Here is an 18,574-nt window from a genome sequence, read left to right as displayed (position 1 = left end):
AGCAGCAGAAACACCAACCCCTGCTGTGTAAACTTTTGTCTTTATGCCAGCGGGAGCAGGCTGACTGCAGAGAGGGAGAAATTATTCACGTTGATTAATCAGCAAGCGCCAGCGGCGGCGTTCGCGCAGCAGGCGCTGATGCAGCCGCTGCAGCTGGGGTAACGTGAGCGCGGCGACCGCTTCTGGCGTAAGCACCGGCAGTCCCTGCTGTTGTCGCAGTGCCTCACTGGCGGCGTCGGCGTTCTGGTGTGGCTGGCACTGCGTCAGCAGAGTCGCCTGCCAGCCCCGCAGCGTTTCATCGTTGATGGCGGCGAGTTCACTCACCATGTCGCGCAAAAACGCTTTGCAGTGTTGCAGCAGCGTGCGCCAGCCAATGGACGGTGATTGCAGCGCCAGCTGCAGTCCATCCACATCCGCCACGCGCTGGTAGCGCGCTGACACCACATAGCCAATCTGTTGCCCGACCCGCAGCCGCTGAAAGAAGCGTGGTTCAAACATCAGCGCCAGCGCACGCAGCGCCGCGAGGCTGGCATCATCGGCAGCGGGCAGCGGAATAAACAGCAACAAGGCCTGATCGTTCGCCGCACAACGCAGCGCGCTGACGCCGTGCTGTAGCGCAGCCGCGCGCGTCGGCGCAGGCTGAGTCCGGACCACCTCGCTCAGCCCGTGCGCGGCGTGCAGACTGACGCTTTCGCTGTGGCCGCACCAGGCGGCCTGCCATGCAGGATGCGCAGCCGGGGCCAGCAGCTGCTGCGGTAGCGCTTCCAGCAACTGACGAATCACAATACTTTGTGCAGCGCGGTGCGGTTGCGGCAGCACCGGCGCATTCAGCGCCGCCAGCACGCCAGGCAGCTGTTGCAGCGCGGGCATTGCATCGTCAGGCAGATCAATCACCAATTGCCAGACGCCCTGCTGCTGTTGCCAGCGTCCGCTGCCACCGGCATGGCGCAGTGCGGCCAGCCGTGGGCGCAGCTGCTGCTGCCAGCTTAACGCCGCCTCGTCACTCAGGGTGTGATAAAACGCCGGGCGCACCAGCAGCGTTTCCCGCGGCTGCACCGGATTTGCGCGCAGTAACGGCGCGCAATTTGCCGGGAGTTCCGGCAAATGCAGGGCGTCAGCGCACGGATAAAATGACCAGTTAACCGGCGTGACCGGGCCAGCCGCAGTCTGTGGCCATGGCGCGCGCTGCAGACAGAATCCCTGCGTGGTATAAGGCGCGGCGGACAGCTGTCGCTGCGTCAGCAGCCGCGTACACGAGGCCTGTGGCAGTGCGGCGATAAAACCGGTGAAATCTGCGGGAATGTCAGCTGATGGCGCCGATCCCAGCGCCCGTCCGCGCAGCTGCGTCAGCGGCGACAGCGCAGCGAAATCCTGCTGTGCCAGTTGCAAATAGTGGCGATGTTGCGCTGGCGTGGCGGCGCGCACCGCACGCAGATGCTGCCAGAAGAGCTGTTCAATGCGTCTTGCCGCCGACGCTGACAGCGCTGGCGCACTGAAGCGCAACGCCAGCCAGCTATGATCGGCGTTCTGCCACAGCCATTCACACTGCAGCGATGCGCACAGTTGCTCGCTGCGCAGCTGCGCCATCAGGCTACCAGGGGCTTCATCCTGCCAGAAAGCCGCCAGCAATGTGACGTTGTCACGCAAAGGGCTTTCTTCGCCGGTGATAAACAGGCTAAGCCAGAATGACTCTTCATCGGCAAGCTGGATGAGCGTTTCAACTGGCTCCGGCGCGGAAATGGCTGGTAATGAGGAGTGCACCGCACCGCCTGACTGGCGAACAGCAAACGCCTCGGCCAGCTGCTGTAATTCATCCAGCGATTGCGGTCCGCTCAGCCACAGCCGCTGGTTGGCGGCGACGAAATGCTGCTGATGAAATAGCCGTAGCGCCTGCTGCAGCTTCGTTACGTTGTCACCAAAAGTCGCCGCACTCCCGACGCGAAAGCGGCGCAGTGCGCCACCGGCCGCGTCGAGCAGCGCTGCTTCACTCAGCGTTTCGGCATGATGCCGCAGCAGCTGAAATTCTGCCTCAATGACCGCCGCTTCCTGCGTAATCGCCGTACCGGTCAGCAGTGGCGCAGCCAGCATATCTGCCAGCCTTGCCACGCCCGCCGCCAGCGCCTGCGCCGGCAGCTGGAAGAACCAGGCACTGCGGCTGAGTTGCGTGGTGGCATTCACCTGACCACCCTGTTGCTGCAGCCACGGCATCAGGCGCTCATCGCCGGTAAAGCCCGCGCTGCCGCAAAACAGCAGATGTTCCAGCAGATGCGCCAGGCCGGGCCAGCGATCGGGTTCGTGCAGGCTGCCCGCGCCGACGCGCACTAGCGCCGCGCTTTCCCGCGCGTCGGGCTGGTGCGACAGATGACAGCGCAGACCGTTAGCCAGCGTCAGGCTGCGTTCGCACATCAGGTGACCCGCTGTTTGAAAATCAGCTCAGAATTGCTGCGGTTGCGGAACTGCAGCTGGGCGATTTTGATATCGCTGCAGCTGGCTTCGCGGCGAGCCTCAAGAATTTTTCCGTGATGCGGCGACTTGCTGCACACCGGGTCGGTGTTGTCGGCATCACCGGTCAGCATGTATGCCTGGCAGCGGCAACCGCCGAAATCTTTCTCTTTCTCATCGCATGAGCGGCACGGTTCCGGCATCCAGTCGAAGCCGCGATAGCGATTGAAGCCAAACGAGTTGTACCAGATATCCTCCAGGCTCTGCTCCAGCACTGAAGGGAACTGCACCGGCAGCTGGCGCGCGCTGTGACAGGGTAACGCCGTACCTTCCGGCGTCACGCTGAGAAATATCGATCCCCAGCCGCCCATACAGGGTTTGGGCCGCTCTTCGTAGTAATCCGGCGTGACAAACAACAGATTGGTGAGATTGCCGCTGCTGCCCATGCGCTCACGGTAGCGCGCAACCACCGCTTCGGCGCGGGCAATCTGCTCGCGCGTTGGCAGCAACCCCTGGCGGTTAAGATGCGCCCAGCCGTAAAACTGACAGGTGGCCAGCTCGACATCATCCGCCTCCAGCTCAATACACAGATCGATGATTTTATCGATCTGGTCGATGTTATGGCGGTGCAGCACGAAGTTCAGCACCATCGGGTAGCCGTGCTTTTTCACCGCTTTTGCCATCGCCAGCTTCTGCTGAAACGCCTTCTGCGAACCGGCCAGCGCGGCGTTCAGCGTTTCATCACTCGCCTGGAAACTGATCTGGATGTGATCCAGCCCGGCGTCGGCGAAGGCATCAAGCTTTTTCTCCGTCAGGCCAATGCCGGAGGTGATCAGGTTGGTGTAAAAGCCCAGATCGCGCGCGGCGCGAATCAGCTCCGGCAGATCTTTGCGCGTCAGCGGTTCACCGCCGGAAAAGCCCAGCTGCACGCTGCCCATGGCGCGTGCCTGGCGGAACACCTCGATCCACTGTTCGGTGCTCAGCTCTTGTTCCTGCTGCGAAAAATCCAGCGGGTTCGAGCAGTAAGGACACTGCAGCGGGCAGCGATAAGTCAGCTCCGCCAGCAGCCACAGCGGCGCATTCACGCCAGGTTTATTCGGGTTCACGACACTGGATCCACTTCTGTTCAATGGCCGATTGCAGGAAGTCTTTGACGTCATCATCGACGCCGCCCGCCTCCGGAAAACGCGCATTGAGCGTGGCGATAATGGCCGCCACATCCTGCTTGCCGGTTACCAGTTCCAGAATGGCGGCAGCGGTTTCATTCAGCTTCGCCATCCCTTCCGGGTAAAGCACTACGTGGCTGTCCTGCGCGGCTTCCCATTGCAGACGATAGCCGCGGCGAAACACCGGAATCAGAGTCTCTTTCATGTGATTACACCAGTCTTGTACTGTGCCAGGCGACCTGATCGGTCACCGTGTGGTACGGCGGACGCTGCAGCGCGTATGCCATGGTCATGGCATCCAGCATGGTCCAGAGAATGTCGAGTTTAAACTGCAGGATCTCCAGCATACGGTTCTGCTGCTCAGCGCTGGTAAAGACTTCCAGTGCCAGCGCCAGGCCATGTTCCACATCGCGGTTCGCCTGGCTCAGGCGGCTGCGGAAGTAGAAATAGCCTTCCTCTTTGATCCACGGATAGTGCTGCGGCCAGCTGTCGAGGCGCGACTGATGAATCTGCGGGGCAAACAGCTCGGTGAGCGAGCTGCACGCTGCTTCCTGCCAGTTGGCGCGACGCGCAAAGTTGACATAGGCATCAACGGCAAACCGTACGCCCGGCAACACCAGCTTCTCTGACAGCAAGACTTTGCGATCGAGACCGACCGCTTCTCCCAGCTGCAGCCAGGCTTCAATGCCGCCTTCCTCGCCGTTACGGCCGTCGTGATCGAGGATACGCTGTACCCATTTACGGCGCGTTGCCGGATCCGGACAGTTGGCCATGATCGCCGCATCTTTCAGCGGAATATTGGTCTGATAGTAAAAACGGTTCGCCACCCAGCCCTGAATCTGCTCGCGCGTCGCGGCACCGTTGTGCATCGCGATATGGTAAGGATGGTGAATATGGTAATACGCGCCTTTGGCACGCAGCGCCTGTTCAAAGGCTTCGGGTGACAACGCCTCGGTAATGATCACGATGCGGACTCCTGCAAATGAATCGCCATGCCGTCCCAGCTCACTTCAATGCCCTGCTGCGTCAGGAACTGGCGCTGCGGCGAATGCTCGTTGAGAATCGGATTGGTATTGTTAATGTGAATCAGAATTTTGCGTCTGGCCGGCAGCGCGGCCAGCAGCGCCATCAGCCCCTGCTCTTCCGCCAGCGCCAGATGGCCCATAGCTTTGCCGGTATTTTTGCCGACGCCGGTGGTCAGCAGCTCATCATCCTGCCACACGGTGCCGTCGATCAGCAGGCAGTCGGCTTTTTGCAGCCACGGCATAATCACCGCATCCGGTTCGCCGAGGCCTGGCGCATACAGCAGCGTCTGCCCGCTGGCAGTGTTTTCGATAAACAGCGCCACGTTATGTCCCGGCAACGGGCGATCGCGATACGGCGAATACGGTGGCGCATTGCTGAGAATCGGAATGGCGGTGAATTGCAGACTGGCGCAGACGTCAACGCGAAACGGCTCAAGCGGCGTAAGCGCACGATGCTGCAGGCCACCGTTCCAGTGCTGCAGCATGGTGAAAATCGGGAAGCCGCTGGTGAGGTCGGCATGCACTTCCGGCGTGCACCATACCTGATGCGGGCAGCCCTCACGCAGGCTCAGCAGACCGGTGGTGTGATCGATCTGGCTGTCGGTCAAAATAATGCTGCCAATCGCCGTTCCGCGCAGCACGCCGTGTTTCACCAGTTCCGGCGTCCGGGCGATTTGCTGGCTGATGTCCGGCGAAGCGTTGCACAACACCCAGTCGGTACCGTTATCGCTGACAATGATTGAGGATTGGGTGCGCGCCTGCGCCTGGAGCGTGCCGTTACGCAGCCCGCTGCAGTTGGCGCAGTTACAGTTCCACTGAGGAAAGCCACCGCCAGCCGCCGAACCGAGGACTTTAATAAACATGTGAAGGACCGAAGCAGGAAAAGAAAATGCCCGCACGAACGGCGGGCAGGACGTCTTAGCGGTTGGAGATGTACAGCGTTACTTCCAGGCCCAGACGCAGGTCAACAAACTCAGGTTTTTTCCACATAATATTCTTCCTCATAGTCTTAAAACGCAGAGCAGGCTCTGCTAAAAACATTGCGACAGAAACAAAGCTTCCGCCAGCAATGGATAACGCGGGGCGATGTTGCGCCAATGTAGCGAGCAGATCAACCCTGATTGCGTAAGGAAATACACTTACGCCTGCCAGATTTGGTGCAATACCCGCTGCCAGTTGCCCCAGGCAAGTTGTTCCAGCAATGCCTGATCATAGTTGAGACTGCGCATCAGCGCATACAGCCGCGGCAAACCGGTGACATCTTTAAGCTCTGCGGGCACGCTGATGCCGTCAAAATCCGACCCCAGCGCGACGTGATCGCTTCCCATAATAGTCATCAGATGCTCACAGTGTTTAACAATTTCGATCAAGCCGCCATCATCGTCGCGCTTACCGTCGGCGCGCAGAAAGGCGTTGCCGAAATTAATGCCGACCACGCCACCGCTATCGCGAATCGCCCGCAGTTGGTCGTCGGTAAGGTTGCGCGGCTGCGCGCACAGCGCGTGCGCATTCGAGTGGCTGGCGACCAGCGGCGCGGATGAGAGCCGGGCCGTGTCCCAGAACGCTTTTTCATTCATGTGCGACACGTCGATCATCATGCGCTGCTGATTCGCCAGCGCGATCAGCCGCTCGCCATCGGCAGTCAGCCCCGGACCGCTATCCGGCGAACCGGGAAATGCGCCGGTGACGCCAGCGCCAAAGCGATTTTCCAGATTCCAGAACGGACCGATGCTACGCACGCCCGCCTGCCAGAAGGCGGCAAGATCGGCGCCGTCGCCGTCAAAACCGTCCGCGCCCTCAATGTGCGCCACCATTGCCAGTATGCCATCGCGCCGGCAGGCGGCGATATCGGCGGTGCTGAGGCAGAGGCGCGCCCGGCCGTCAGAACGGGCAACCAGCGTTTTCAGAATCTCCAGCTGCTGCCACAGGATCTCCAGCGGCTGCCAGGCTTCACTGGCCAGCTGCGGCGCCTTTTCGCTGACGTAGCGCTGCGGCGGCACAAACAGCGCAAACAATCCACCGGCAAAGCCGCCCTGCTGCATGCGCGGAAAATCGAGGTGTCCTTTTTCGATACCGGTAAAGAAGGCAGCGGCCGGATCGTCGCGATGATGCAACCACAGGTTGAGCAACAGGTCATTATGACCATCAAAGGTTTTGATTAACATTGGGTTATCCGCCACGGATTTGATGCCGCCATGCTACGCGCATCCCGCCTGTTCGCCAAATACCGGCGCACAAAGGGTTACTGCTGTGCCACCTGCAGACCGCGATAAAAGGTCGGCTTGACATCGAGTGGCTGAGCAATCAGGCCGTACTTTTGATAAAAGTCGGCAGTTTCCTGCTGCTGTTGTACGGTGTGGTCGTCAATGCTCTGCCAGTGTGACTGACGTCGGGCAAAAGATTTGGCGGCAGCCTCCTGAGGAAAACCGATGATTTTCGCCAGCCTGACGGAATACGCCTCAACGTGGCGATTGGCCCAGCGGTCAGCGGCCGCCAGCCGGTTAATATAATCCTGCAGCGCCGCACGTTTACTGGCGTAACTCAGTGCCGCATCGGTGGCGGCGAGGAAGCTGTTGCCGCTGGAGAGCCCCACGCCGTTGATCAGCACGCGGCCGGTATGCGTTACTTCTGCCAGCGCGGTGTAAGGATCCCAGGTTGCCCACGCATCGACGGAACCACTCGCCAGCGCAATGCGCGCATCGGCAGGCGTGAGAAAGCGCCAGCTGACTGCTTTATCGCTCAGCCCGGCACTTTCCAGCGCTTTCAGCGCGATAAAATGACCGATCGACCCGCGCCCGGTAGCGATACGTTTACCGCGCAGATCCCGCGGCGTTTTGATGGGTGAGTCCGGCGCAACCAGTACCGCCAGCCCGGCCGGGGTGGATTTGCTGACGGCCACCGCTTTGACCTGCGAACCCGCGGCCAGTGAGAACAGCAGCGGCGCATCACCAATAATACCGGCATCAACCGCCCCGGCATTCAGGGCTTCGGCCAGCGGAGCGGCGGCCGGAAATTCCGCCCATTCGATACGGTAGGAGAGATCGTTGAGCTGCTGCGCTGCTTCCAGCTCGGCGCGCATGTTGCCCTTTTGATCGGCAATGCGCAGGGTAACGCCGTGCGCCGCGACGCTGCCGCTGGCCAGTAACAGCATCGTTAAAGTCACTCTTTTCATTATCATTTCTCTGCAGATGAAAAGCCCAGACTACCCTGCGCGTAACAAATGACCGATGCCGATTTCGCATGAGGATTGCCGGAAGTAACATAACGATGCGCGGCTGACGATGGCGCAAAAAAAGCCCGCAACACGAGGTGCGGGCAACGTAATACTGGAAGCAATGTGAGCAATGTCGTGCTCTTCTTCGGTAGAGCCACCGTCGAAGCGCAGAAGAATAATAATCATTCCTATTATCATCTGTAAAGCTCTAATTGAGAATTTTTCTCATTTCCACACTAAGGTTGTGCTTACCCCCGTCGCCCGCTGGGTAAAAAAAGCGCAGATGCGCGGCGAATTTGGGGAGTGCGCGTGCTTTGCGATACACTCTCGCTATTGCCCGAGAATCGTTGAGTTCTATGCCAAAATTATTCCCCGCGCTGCTGCTTGGTCTCAGCGTCCTGAGTGCCTCTGCGCTCGCCGCACCCGCGGACTCTATCCGCCACAGCGGCTTTGTCTATTGCGTGAACGGCACGGTTAACACCTTCAACCCGCAGATGGTCAGCAGCGGGCTGGTGGTCGATACGCTGGCGGCACAGTTGTATGACCGCCTGCTCGACGTCGACCCTTATACCTATCGCCTGATCCCCGATCTGGCGCAGAGCTGGGAAGTGCGCGATAACGGCGCGACTTACCGCTTCCACTTACGCAAAGATGTTTCGTTCCAGCACACCAACTGGTTTACGCCGACGCGCAAAATGAACGCCGACGATGTGGTCTTCAGCTTTGCCCGCATGTTCGATCGCCAGCATCCGTGGCATAACGTCAACGGCGGCAGCTATCCCTACTTCGACAGCCTGCAGTTTGCCGACTCGGTGCAGAGCGTGAAGAAGCTGGATAACGACACGGTAGAGATCCGCCTCAACAGCCCGGACGCCTCGTTCCTGTGGCATATCGCCACCCACTACGCGCCGGTGCTGTCGCAGGAGTACGCCAGCCAGCTGAGCGCGGCAGGCCAGCAGGAACAGCTGGATCGCCAGCCGGTGGGCACCGGCCCGTTCCAGCTGAGTGAGTACCGCACCGGACAATATCTGCGTCTGGCGCGCAATCCGCACTACTGGAAAGGCGTACCGCGTCTGCAACAGGTGGTGATCGACCTCGGCGTGGGCGGCACTGGCCGCCTGTCGAAATTGCTGACCGGCGAGTGTGACGTACTGGCCTACCCGGCCGCCAGCCAGCTGTCGATTCTGCGCGACGATCCGCGCCTGCGCATGACGCTGCGTCCCGGCATGAATATCGCCTATCTGGCGTTTAACACCCGCAAACCGCCGCTCGACCGTCCGGAAGTGCGCCACGCACTGGCGCTGGCAATCAACAACGAGCGGCTGATGGAGTCGATTTATTACGGCACGGCGGAAACCGCAGCCTCGATTCTGCCGCGCGCCTCGTGGGCTTACGATAATGATGCGCGCGTGACGGAATACAATCCGGCAAAAGCGCGTGAGGCATTAAAAGCGCTGGGCATTGAGGATTTGCATCTGCGCCTGGTGGTGCCGACCACCTCGATGTCGTGGAACCCCAGCCCGCTTAAAACCGCCGAGCTGTTGCAGGCGGATCTGGCGCAGGTGGGCGTGCGCGTCACCATCGCGCCGGTCGAGGGACGTTTTCAGGAAGCACAGCTGATGGCCATGAATCACGATTTAACCCTGACCGGCTGGGCCACCGACAGTAACGATCCGGACAGTTTCTTCCGCCCGTTGCTGAGCTGCGCGGCGATTCGTTCGCAGACCAATTATGCGCACTGGTGTTCGCCGGCGTTTGATGAGGCGCTGCAGCGCGCGCTGCTGTCGCAGCAGCTGTCGGCGCGTATCGACAGCTACGATCGCGCCCAGCAGATGCTGGCGCAGGCGCTGCCGGTGCTGCCGCTGGCATCGTCGCTGCGCCTGCAGGCTTACCGGCACGACATTAAAGGCCTGGTGCTGAGTCCCTTCGGTAATGCCTCATTCGCCGGGGTTTACCGCGATGAGCACGGCGAGGAGTAAGCATGATCATCTATCTGTTGCGTCGCCTGCTGTTGCTGATCATCACCCTGTTCTTACTCTCGCTGGTGAGTTTCAGCCTGAGCTATTTCACGCCTAACGCGCCGCTGGAAGGCGCCTCGCTGTTCGATGCCTGGTGGTTCTGGTTTAAAGGGCTGCTGCAGTTTGATTTCGGTGTCTCCAGCACCAACGGTCAGGCAATTGATATACAGCTGCGCGAGGTGTTTCCCGCCACGCTGGAACTGTGCGTGCTGGCGTTTATGCTGGCGCTGCTGGTCGGTATTCCGCTCGGCATCTGCGCCGGCGTGATGCGCAATAAATGGCAGGATAAAGCCATCAGCGCGCTGGCGCTGCTCGGCTTCTCAATGCCGGTGTTCTGGCTGGCGCTGCTGTTTACCCTGCTGTTTTCGCTGACGCTGGGCTGGCTGCCGGTTTCCGGTCGTTTCGACCTGCTCTATCCGGTGCAGAACATTACTGGTTTTGCCCTGATTGACGCCTGGCTTAGCCCTTCACCGTGGCGGCATGAGATGCTGGTCAGCGCGCTGACGCACCTGATTCTGCCGGTGATCGTGCTGGCTGTGGCACCGACTACCGAAGTGATTCGCCTGCTGCGCAACAGCACCAGCGACGTGATGGATAAAAATTACGTCAAGGCAGCGGCAACGCGCGGCTTGTCGCGCTTCACCGTGATACGTCGTCACGTGTTGCACAACGCACTGCCGCCGGTGATCCCGCGTCTTGGCCTGCAATTCTCCACCATGCTGACGCTGGCGATGATCACCGAAGTGGTGTTCAACTGGCCTGGACTGGGGCGCTGGCTGATTAACGCTATCCGTCAGCAGGATTACGCGGCGATCTCCGCAGGCGTGATGGTGGTTGGCGGGCTAGTGATTCTGGTCAGCGTACTGTCGGATATTATCGGTGCGGCGCTCAATCCGCTGAAACACAAGGAGTGGTATGCCCTCAGATAACATCTACGCCGAGAAGCGGCTGCCGAGTGCATTTCGCCTCAGCTGGCAGCGCTTTTATCGCGATACCAGCGCCATGATTGGCCTGTACGGCTTCGGCATCCTGCTGTTTCTCTGCCTGTTCGGCGGGCTGCTGTCCCCTTACGGCATCGACCAGCAGTTTCTCGGCTATCAGTTGTTGCCCCCGTCGTGGTCGCGCTACGGCGATGTCTCCTTCTTTCTCGGCACTGACGATCTCGGGCGCGATGTGCTAAGCCGTTTACTGAGCGGCGTGGCACCGACGGTTGGCTCTGCGCTGCTGGTTACGGTGCTGGCAGCAATCTGCGCGCTGCTGCTGGGCGTGCTGGCGGGGATTACCCACGGTTTGCGCTCGGCGGTGATGAATCACGTGCTGGATACGCTGCTGTCGATTCCCTCTCTGCTGCTGGCGATTAGCGTGGTGGCCTTTCTTGGCCCGCGACTGGAGCATGCGATGCTGGCGGTACTGCTGGCGCTGATCCCGCGTCTGGTGCGCGAAATCTACACGGCAGTGCATGATGAGATGGAAAAAGAGTATGTGGTGGCGCTGCGGCTGGATGGCGCGCGCAACCTGAATATTCTGTGGAATGCGGTGCTGCCAAATGTTCTGCCGCTGCTGGTCAGTGAATTTACTCGCTCGCTGTCGATGGCGATCCTCGACATCGCCGCGCTCGGCTTTCTTGACCTCGGCGCGCAGCTGCCCTCGCCCGAATGGGGTGCGATGCTGGGTGACGCGCTGGAGCTGATTTACGTGGCGCCGTGGACGGTGATGCTGCCGGGTGCCGCGCTGATGATAAGCGTATTGATTGTTAACCTGCTGGGCGATGGCATCCGTCGCGCCGTCGCTGCGGGAGTGGAATAATGCCGTTGCTGGACATCCGAAATCTGACCATTGAATTCATGACCGCTGAAGGTCCGGTGAAAGCGGTCGATCGCATCAATCTGACGCTAAACGAGGGCGAAGTGCGTGGCCTGGTGGGCGAATCCGGCTCGGGGAAAAGTCTGGTGGCGAAAGCCATCTGCGGCGTGACCAAAGATAACTGGCGTGTCACCGCCGATCGCATGGTGTTCGATGATATCGATCTGCTGCGCCTGTCGCCGCGCGAACGGCGGCGCATCGTTGGCCATAACGTGTCGATGATTTTTCAGGAGCCGCAATCCTGCCTCGATCCTTCTGAAAGTGTCGGCCGCCAGCTGATGCAGGCCATTCCACGCTGGACCTTTAAAGGCCGCTGGTATCAGCGCCTGTGGTTCTGGCGCAAAGAGCGCGCCATTGAGCTGCTGCACCGCGTCGGCATTAAAGATCACAAAGACATCATGCGCAGCTTCCCGTATGAGCTGACCGAAGGCGAATGTCAGAAGGTAATGATCGCCATCGCGCTGGCCAATCAGCCGCGCCTGCTGATTGCCGATGAGCCGACCAATGCCATGGAGCCCACCACGCAGGCGCAGATTTTCCGTCTGCTGAGCCGCCTCAATCAGAATAACAACACCACGATTTTGCTGATCAGCCATGACCTGCGCACCATGAGTCAGTGGGCGGACCGCATCAACGTGATGTACTGCGGACAAACGGTGGAAACCGCGCAGAGTGACGATCTGATGGAAACGCCGCACCATCCGTATACTCAGGCGCTGATCCGCGCTATGCCCGACTTTGGCCGCGCGCTGCCGCATAAAAGCCGCCTGAATACGCTGTCCGGCGCGATACCGTCGCTGGAACATCTGCCGATTGGCTGCCGTCTCGGTCCGCGCTGCCCTTACGCGCAGCGTAAATGCATCGAAACGCCGCGCCTGAGCGGCACTAAAGCGCATCTTTATGCCTGCCACTTCCCGCTGAATATGGAGAGCCAATAATGGAAACCCTGCTGGAAGTGCGCAACCTGAGCAAAACCTACCGCTACCGCACCGGGCTGTTCCGACGCCAGCATGTTGAAGCGGTGAAAAACGTCAGTTTTACCCTGCGCGAAAAGCAGACGCTGGCCATTATCGGCGAGAACGGTTCGGGCAAATCCACGCTGGCGAAGATGCTGAGCGGCATGGTGGCGCCAAGTGAAGGCGAGATGCTGATCGACGATCACCCGCTTAGCTACGGCGATTACGGCTACCGCAGCCAGCGGATTCGCATGATTTTTCAGGATCCGTCGACGTCGCTCAATCCGCGCCAGCGCGTAAGCCAGATCCTTGATTTTCCGCTGCGGCTGAATACCGAGCTTGATGATGAAGCACGCGAAAAGCGCATCATTGCCACGCTGCGTCAGGTCGGGCTGCTGCGCGACCACGCCGGCTACTATCCGCACATGCTGGCCCCCGGCCAGAAGCAGCGTCTGGCGCTGGCGCGCGCGTTGATTCTGCAGCCGAAGGTGATTGTCGCTGATGAAGCCCTCGCCTCGCTGGACATGACCATGCGTTCGCAGCTGGTGAACCTGATGCTGGAGCTGCAGGAGAAACACGGCATCGCCTATATTTATGTTACTCAGCATCTTGGCATGATGAAGCACATCAGCGATCAGGTACTGGTGATGCATCAGGGCGAAGTGGTGGAGCGCGGCGGCACCGCTGACGTGCTGGCCTCGCCGCTGCACGACTTAACCAAACGGCTGATTGCCAGCCATTTTGGCGAAGCGTTAACCGCCGAGGCGTGGCGGCGCGAGCGTTGAGTGCTACGACCGTAGCGGAAAACGCGGCGCGATTTACCCCATTTGATACAGACGTGCTAGAATCCGCACGTCGATTAACGTCGGTCGCACAATTTTTAATCATCGCGACCGCCAACAACAATGACCATAAGGATTACAGCTATGGGTTTTCTTTCCGGTAAGCGCATTCTGATTACTGGCGTTGCCAGTAAACTTTCCATCGCCTACGGTATTGCGCAGGCGATGCACAAACAGGGCGCAGAACTGGCTTTCACCTACCAGAACGACAAACTGAAAGGTCGCGTGGAAGAGTTCGCTAAAGAACTGGGTTCAGACATTGTTCTGCCGTGCGATGTGGCAGAAGACGAGAGCATCACTGCCCTGTTCACTGAACTGGCAAAAACCTGGCCGAAATTTGACGGCTTTGTTCACTCCATCGGCTTCGCCCCGGGCGACCAGCTGGATGGCGACTACGTGAACGCCGTTACCCGTGAAGGCTTCAAAATCGCGCACGACATCAGCGCCTACAGCTTTGTAGCGATGGCCAAAGAGTGCCGCGCGATGCTGAACCCGAACGCAGCACTGCTGACCCTCTCTTACCTGGGTGCAGAGCGCGCTATCCCGAACTACAACGTGATGGGTCTGGCGAAAGCGTCGCTGGAAGCCAACGTGCGTTACATGGCGAACGCGATGGGTCCGGAAGGCGTGCGTGTTAACGCCGTGTCTGCCGGTCCAATCCGTACCCTGGCCGCATCAGGCATCAAAGATTTCCGTAAGATGCTGGCACACTGCGAAGCGGTTACCCCGATTCGCCGCACCGTCACCATCGAAGACGTGGGTAACTCTGCGGCCTTCCTGTGTTCAGACCTGGCGGGTGGTATCACCGGTGAAGTGGTGCACGTGGATGGCGGCTTCAGCATTGCCGCGATGAACGAGCTGGAACTGAAATAAGTTCTGCGGGCGAGCCAGGTGCTCGCCCATTTTCTTTTCTCTCCCCGCCTTATAGCCACACGCTATTAATTATTCCCCATCATTCTTTTGCCGTGGACAGCCGTTCAGCGACGATAAGCTAGCCCTTGAGTGGCGATGCGCTTTTCAGATTTGCCCGTTGTGCACTCAGTCCGTTTTTTGCGAAAGGAATGACCATGGAACACCGCCGTTCTCCCGGCCATGACCACTGGTTTTATGAAAGCCAGACTCGCCCGCATACGTCCGCTACTGCTCCCCTGGTTCCCGAAGCCGCTCATATTGATGACCGTTTTCTGCTCGGCCTGCAGCAGGAAGCCAGCGCCCTGCAGCCGCTGCTGCAGCACTTTCAGCCAGTGCTACAGGCGGCACGTGACCTGAGCCATACCCTGCTGCCCGATGCGGTCAGCACCTCGCTGACCCATACACTAACGCTGTACGATCGTCTCAGCACCGCACTCACGGTGGCGCAGGTGGCTGGCGTGCAGCGGCTGTGCAATCACTACTCGGCGCGGCTTAATCCGCTGCCGGGACCGGATTCTTCGCGCGAAAGCAATAATCGCCTGACGCAAATCACCCAGTATGCGCGCCAGCTGGCGATGCAGCCTGAGCTGATTACCGCCAGCAGCATCAGCGCGCTGGATGCGGTAGGCCTGACTGAACCCGATATCGTTACGCTCAACCAGCTAGTAGGCTACGTCAGCTATCAGGCGCGCGTGGTCGCCGCGCTTCAGGCGATGATGGGCCTGCCGGTGCGCTGGATCCCTGGCGTCACGCCGCCCACCGACGCCGATGCGGTGCTGTTCAGTCAGGCTGCTGCCTGGCAGCACGCCCTCAAGCCGGTTGAGCTGCGCTATGCCAGCGCTGACCAGCTGGCGGCGGTGACCTTTTGTCAGGGTATGGCCGGACTCGACGACGCTGTCTGGCTGCTGGTGCACGATGCCCAGGCGCTGTATGGCTGGGCGACGCTGCGTCAGCGGCTTGAGGCTTATGGTGGGGAAGAGGAACAGCTGGCGCAGGCAGTCAGCGCGCGCGTACTGGGCTGCCGACGCCAGTTCGCGCAGCTGGCGAACGGCTGGCGCACGCGTTTGCTACACGATGTGGATCAGGCCAGCGATGACAGCCTGACGCAGCAGGTGATCGCGCTGAGCGCCCAGCTTACCCGGCTGCCGGAGCGCTTCAGTGCCGCCCATCTGCAGCCGCTGTTAAACGCGGGCTGGGGCAGCGAGCGCCTGTTCACACTGATGCAGGCGGTGGCATTTGCCAGCTGGCAGGATCGACTGCTGATGGCGCTGGGCGAAGCGCGCTAATCCGCCAGGTGGCGTCGTGCTTCGTCAAAGAAGTGCTGCGACAGCGGCGACGCCCTGCCCGGCTCGGCAATCACCAGCGCCGCCTGACGTCCCATCGGCGCGATATCAATCGGCCGGCGCGCCAGATGGTGCAGCATTTCCGGTAGCAGATGGCCGCAGGGCGACACCATGACGCCCAGGCCAACCTGCGCACTCTGAATCAGCTGCATCACCGAGGCGCTTTCCACAATCACTCGCGGCAGCACGCCGGTTTCACGCAGCTGTCCGTCGAGGTAACGCCGGAAATAGCGCGTGGGCTCGGCCAGGCACAGCGGCTGGCTCGCCAGCGTGTGCAGCGACAGCCGCTCATGCTGCAGCAGCGCCGGGAAATGATCGGGATGGAAAATGGCTTCGACGCCGCGATCGTTGAGCAGCGCGGTCTGGAAATGCAGTTCCCGCAGTGACGTCAGCTCAAAAAAGCCGATACCGCCGTCCACGGTGTGGCTGTTAAGCGCTTCCAGCAGTTGATCGGCGCTCATGGCAGAAACGCGATAGTCGAGCTGCGGATAGCGCGCTTCCACCGCTTTCAGTAACGCCGGCAGCGCCACGCTGCACTGTGGCATTACGCCCAGCCGCAGCGTGCCGTTGACGCCGTGCTTAAGCGACTCCACTTCCAGCTTCAGTCCCTGATACACCGAAACAATTTCGCGCGCCCACGTCAGCACGCGTTCCCCTTCTGGCGTGAAGCCGTCAAAGTTGTTGCTGCGATTGATCAGCGACAGCCCCAGCTCACGCTCAAGATTTTTAAGCCGCATCGAGAGCGTGGGCTGGCTGACGAAGCTGGCCTCCGCCGCGCGGCCAAAATGGCGCTCGCGCTCCAGATTGCACAAATAAATCAATTGCTTGATGTCGATTTTCTTATCCACCGTCGAATTTTTATCGCGTTATGGTAGCAAAACTCGTCGCGCCCCAACGCGCACTCAGCGAAGAAATTTCTGCGTTGTCAGGCGGATTGCTCAGGCGGATAGCGGGTGATGTATACGCGGAGACGCGGCGGGTCGCCACCGGCCGCGCCCCACATGATTAACGGTACCGCCCGGCATCAGGCGACGCCGAGCGCACTTTTCACCTCATTGGCGATTTTCTCGACCTGCGGCCCGTAAATCACCTGCACATCGTGCTCACTGACGCGGTTGACGCCGTTGGCACCGGTCGACAGCAGCGTTTGATCCACCACTTCTTTCATCTCTTTGACCCGCACGCGCAGGCGAGTGAAGCAGCAATCGACGTCCTCTATATTGGCCTCTCCGCCCAGCCCGCTGATGATCACGCGGGTGCGTTCATCCGCCGCCACCTGCAACGGTTTGGCTTCCTCTTCGGATTCGCGCCCCGGCGTTTCGACCTGCATCCGGGTAATCACCAGGCGAAAGCCCCAGTAATAAACCGGCGCATAAATGGCGCCCAGCACCAGCGTCCACCACCAGTGGGTTTTGCTGCCGCCGAGAATGCCAAACACCAGCAGATCAATCGCGCCGCCCTGCACGTTACCGATCATCAGGTGCAGCATCGACATCAGCATAAACGACAGGCCGGTCAGCAGCGCGTGCATCAAGTACAACACCGGCGAGACGAAGATGAAGCAGAACTCCAGCGGTTCAGTGATGCCGGTGGTAAATGAGGTCAGCGCGCCGGCCAGCACCAGCGCTTTGACCCGCTGCTTATGTTCAGGTTTGGCGGTGTGATAGATGGCCAGCGCGGCGGCGGGCAGACCGAACATCATCACCGGGATTTTGCCCTGGGCGAGAAACTGCGTGGCGGTGCGCACGGTGTCGTCCGGAATCGCGCCGGGATGGGTCAGCGAAGTGTTAAAAATATTCAGCGCGCCGACGATGGTCTGGCCGTCCACCGTCGCCATGCCGCCAATCGGCGTAAAGCGCACGGTTTCATTGAGGATGTGATGCAGGCCGGTCGGGATCAGCAGGCGCTCGCAGGCGCCGAGCAAAAAGGCACCGTACTGACCGCTTTTACCGATCATCTGACCGACCCACGCGATGCCCTGACCGATGGTTGGCCAGATAAGCGCCAGCAGCACGCCCGTCAGCGGCAGTACCACCACCGTCACGATGGGCACAAAGCGACGCCCGCCAAAAAAGCTGATCGCCGTGGGCAACTGCTGGGTATAGAAGCGGTTGTGCAGCATCACAGTGAGCAGGCCGGCAATCACCCCGCCCAGCACGCTCATGTTGTAGGTAAAAATGCCGAGCATGTCGATGTACTCGGCTGACGTCATCATGGCGCTGGTCTGGTCCATACCCGCCTGCTGCAGCGCCTCGGGCGTGGTGGTGGCTGCCGTCAGCCCTTTTGCCGCCAGCGTGGCGCTGATCCCCACATTCATGGCGATATAGCCAATTACTGCCGCAAACGCGGCGGTGGGTTTCTCCGCTTTGGCCAGCCCAATCGCGCTGGCGACGGCAAAAAATACCGGCAGATTGGCAAACAGCGCGCCCGCCACTTTACGAATAAAACCGATGATCAACTGCGGCACCTGCAAACTGGCAAATGCTTCACCGGTGATCGCCGGATTCTGCAACGCGGCGGCCAGACCGAGAAAGATACCGGCGGCAGTAATGACGGAGATCGGCATCATTAATGCTTTGCCGAATGCGTGAACCTGACTGGCAAGTTGCTTCATGGAGCGCGCCCTTTTGCTAACGGAAAGAGCAATTATTAGCCACTATTTGGCCGCACACTTACCCGCCGGCGCGCGGCAGCGGATAATTTATGATGCCAATCACGCTTTTACCCCTGGCGCGCGATAAACGTTAACTATCGCACCATTAAGTCAATCAATTAGACAACTTTTGCCGTCAG

Annotated in this window: 18 protein-coding genes; 7 read left to right on the top strand and 11 right to left on the bottom strand. The window is 60.1% G+C overall.

Annotated elements, in window-relative coordinates; genetic code table 11:
• Nucleotides 1–81: 81 nt before the first annotated feature.
• From pqqF to C1N60_RS09925, 9 genes are all read right to left on the bottom strand, one after another.
• The gene (pqqF, locus tag C1N60_RS09965; RefSeq protein WP_394521724.1) at nt 82–2,406 is read right to left on the bottom strand and encodes a pyrroloquinoline quinone biosynthesis protein PqqF; all 2,325 of its coding nucleotides are present in this window, start codon (nt 2,404–2,406) and stop codon (nt 82–84) included.
• The gene (pqqE, locus tag C1N60_RS09960; protein ID WP_058758602.1) at nt 2,406–3,548 is read right to left on the bottom strand and encodes a pyrroloquinoline quinone biosynthesis protein PqqE; all 1,143 of its coding nucleotides are present in this window, start codon (nt 3,546–3,548) and stop codon (nt 2,406–2,408) included. The genes pqqF and pqqE overlap by 1 nt, the downstream gene beginning before the upstream one ends.
• Nucleotides 3,535–3,813, bottom strand: a complete 279-nt coding sequence (gene pqqD / locus C1N60_RS09955; RefSeq protein WP_394521723.1) for a pyrroloquinoline quinone biosynthesis peptide chaperone PqqD — start codon at nt 3,811–3,813, stop codon at nt 3,535–3,537. Before pqqD ends, pqqE begins: the two co-directional genes overlap by 14 nt.
• A 4-nt stretch (nt 3,814–3,817) precedes the next feature.
• A complete protein-coding gene (pqqC, locus tag C1N60_RS09950; protein ID WP_021505974.1) occupies nt 3,818–4,573 on the bottom strand; it encodes a pyrroloquinoline-quinone synthase PqqC in 756 nt (251 codons plus the stop codon).
• A complete protein-coding gene (pqqB, locus tag C1N60_RS09945; protein WP_021505973.1) occupies nt 4,570–5,496 on the bottom strand; it encodes a pyrroloquinoline quinone biosynthesis protein PqqB in 927 nt (308 codons plus the stop codon). Before pqqB ends, pqqC begins: the two co-directional genes overlap by 4 nt.
• Before the next feature lie 55 nt (nt 5,497–5,551).
• Complete coding sequence (pqqA, locus tag C1N60_RS09940) at nt 5,552–5,623, bottom strand: pyrroloquinoline quinone precursor peptide PqqA (RefSeq protein WP_010617686.1); 72 nt, start codon at nt 5,621–5,623, stop codon at nt 5,552–5,554.
• A gap of 149 nt (nt 5,624–5,772) precedes the next feature.
• The gene (locus C1N60_RS09935; RefSeq protein ID WP_227746481.1) at nt 5,773–6,792 is read right to left on the bottom strand and encodes a dipeptidase; all 1,020 of its coding nucleotides are present in this window, start codon (nt 6,790–6,792) and stop codon (nt 5,773–5,775) included.
• A gap of 83 nt (nt 6,793–6,875) precedes the next feature.
• Nucleotides 6,876–7,805, bottom strand: coding sequence for an ABC transporter substrate-binding protein (locus tag C1N60_RS09930; RefSeq protein WP_394521722.1), 930 nt, complete (start codon nt 7,803–7,805; stop codon nt 6,876–6,878).
• Between the two features lie 30 nt (nt 7,806–7,835).
• Nucleotides 7,836–8,033 (bottom strand): hypothetical protein, encoded by a 198-nt coding sequence (locus C1N60_RS09925; protein WP_336701814.1) that lies wholly within the window; start codon nt 8,031–8,033, stop codon nt 7,836–7,838.
• A 170-nt stretch (nt 8,034–8,203) separates the two neighbouring features.
• Here C1N60_RS09925 and sapA point away from each other — a divergent pair, with 170 nt between their 5' ends.
• The 7 genes from sapA to C1N60_RS09890 all read left to right on the top strand — a co-directional run bounded on the left by sapA (nt 8,204) and on the right by C1N60_RS09890 (nt 15,724).
• Nucleotides 8,204–9,826, top strand: a complete 1,623-nt coding sequence (gene sapA / locus C1N60_RS09920; RefSeq protein WP_058758605.1) for an ABC transporter substrate-binding protein SapA — start codon at nt 8,204–8,206, stop codon at nt 9,824–9,826.
• Between the two features lie 2 nt (nt 9,827–9,828).
• Entirely contained in the window at nt 9,829–10,794 is a 966-nt protein-coding gene (sapB, locus tag C1N60_RS09915; RefSeq protein WP_021505968.1) for a putrescine export ABC transporter permease SapB, read from the top strand.
• On the top strand, nt 10,781–11,671 hold the full coding sequence (gene sapC, locus C1N60_RS09910) for a putrescine export ABC transporter permease SapC (protein ID WP_394521721.1): 891 nt from the start codon (nt 10,781–10,783) through the stop codon (nt 11,669–11,671). Before sapB ends, sapC begins: the two co-directional genes overlap by 14 nt.
• Nucleotides 11,671–12,666 carry a putrescine export ABC transporter ATP-binding protein SapD gene (gene sapD, locus C1N60_RS09905; protein ID WP_021505966.1) on the top strand — a complete coding sequence of 332 codons (996 nt, stop codon included), beginning with the start codon at nt 11,671–11,673 and terminating at the stop codon, nt 12,664–12,666. Before sapC ends, sapD begins: the two co-directional genes overlap by 1 nt.
• A complete protein-coding gene (sapF, locus tag C1N60_RS09900) occupies nt 12,666–13,469 on the top strand; it encodes a putrescine export ABC transporter ATP-binding protein SapF (protein WP_021505965.1) in 804 nt (267 codons plus the stop codon). Before sapD ends, sapF begins: the two co-directional genes overlap by 1 nt.
• 141 nt (nt 13,470–13,610) lie before the next feature.
• Nucleotides 13,611–14,399 carry an enoyl-ACP reductase FabI gene (fabI, locus tag C1N60_RS09895; protein WP_021505963.1) on the top strand — a complete coding sequence of 263 codons (789 nt, stop codon included), beginning with the start codon at nt 13,611–13,613 and terminating at the stop codon, nt 14,397–14,399.
• A gap of 194 nt (nt 14,400–14,593) precedes the next feature.
• Nucleotides 14,594–15,724, top strand: coding sequence for a CMD domain-containing protein (locus C1N60_RS09890; protein WP_058774636.1), 1,131 nt, complete (start codon nt 14,594–14,596; stop codon nt 15,722–15,724).
• On the opposite strand, the gene C1N60_RS09885 is transcribed toward C1N60_RS09890, so the two are convergent.
• Together C1N60_RS09885 and C1N60_RS09880 are read right to left on the bottom strand one after the other, a co-directional pair.
• On the bottom strand, nt 15,721–16,617 hold the full coding sequence (locus C1N60_RS09885; RefSeq protein WP_058758655.1) for a LysR family transcriptional regulator: 897 nt from the start codon (nt 16,615–16,617) through the stop codon (nt 15,721–15,723). The two genes, C1N60_RS09890 and C1N60_RS09885, sit on opposite strands and share 4 nt — an antisense overlap.
• A 188-nt stretch (nt 16,618–16,805) precedes the next feature.
• Nucleotides 16,806–18,395 (bottom strand): PTS transporter subunit EIIC, encoded by a 1,590-nt coding sequence (locus C1N60_RS09880; protein WP_262257935.1) that lies wholly within the window; start codon nt 18,393–18,395, stop codon nt 16,806–16,808.
• Nucleotides 18,396–18,574 lie beyond the last annotated feature (179 nt).

The sequence above is a fragment of the Pantoea sp. SGAir0184 genome, from assembly GCF_043544755.1.
This window is presented reverse-complemented; position numbering and strand designations above follow the sequence as displayed.

What these genes read in the sequence shown, in the direction of transcription:
- sapB (WP_021505968.1), top strand. Translation starts at nt 9,829, where the DNA reads ATGATCATCTATCTGTTGCGTCGCCTGCTGTTGCTGATCATCACCCTG.
- C1N60_RS09925 (WP_336701814.1), bottom strand. Translation starts at nt 8,033, where the DNA reads ATGATTATTATTCTTCTGCGCTTCGACGGTGGCTCTACCGAAGAAGAG.
- pqqF (WP_394521724.1), bottom strand. Translation starts at nt 2,406, where the DNA reads ATGTGCGAACGCAGCCTGACGCTGGCTAACGGTCTGCGCTGTCATCTG.
- sapA (WP_058758605.1), top strand. Translation starts at nt 8,204, where the DNA reads ATGCCAAAATTATTCCCCGCGCTGCTGCTTGGTCTCAGCGTCCTGAGT.
- pqqB (WP_021505973.1), bottom strand. Translation starts at nt 5,496, where the DNA reads ATGTTTATTAAAGTCCTCGGTTCGGCGGCTGGCGGTGGCTTTCCTCAG.
- pqqD (WP_394521723.1), bottom strand. Translation starts at nt 3,813, where the DNA reads ATGAAAGAGACTCTGATTCCGGTGTTTCGCCGCGGCTATCGTCTGCAA.
- C1N60_RS09890 (WP_058774636.1), top strand. Translation starts at nt 14,594, where the DNA reads ATGGAACACCGCCGTTCTCCCGGCCATGACCACTGGTTTTATGAAAGC.
- sapF (WP_021505965.1), top strand. Translation starts at nt 12,666, where the DNA reads ATGGAAACCCTGCTGGAAGTGCGCAACCTGAGCAAAACCTACCGCTAC.
- sapC (WP_394521721.1), top strand. Translation starts at nt 10,781, where the DNA reads ATGCCCTCAGATAACATCTACGCCGAGAAGCGGCTGCCGAGTGCATTT.
- sapD (WP_021505966.1), top strand. Translation starts at nt 11,671, where the DNA reads ATGCCGTTGCTGGACATCCGAAATCTGACCATTGAATTCATGACCGCT.
- C1N60_RS09930 (WP_394521722.1), bottom strand. Translation starts at nt 7,805, where the DNA reads ATGAAAAGAGTGACTTTAACGATGCTGTTACTGGCCAGCGGCAGCGTC.
- C1N60_RS09880 (WP_262257935.1), bottom strand. Translation starts at nt 18,395, where the DNA reads ATGAAGCAACTTGCCAGTCAGGTTCACGCATTCGGCAAAGCATTAATG.
- fabI (WP_021505963.1), top strand. Translation starts at nt 13,611, where the DNA reads ATGGGTTTTCTTTCCGGTAAGCGCATTCTGATTACTGGCGTTGCCAGT.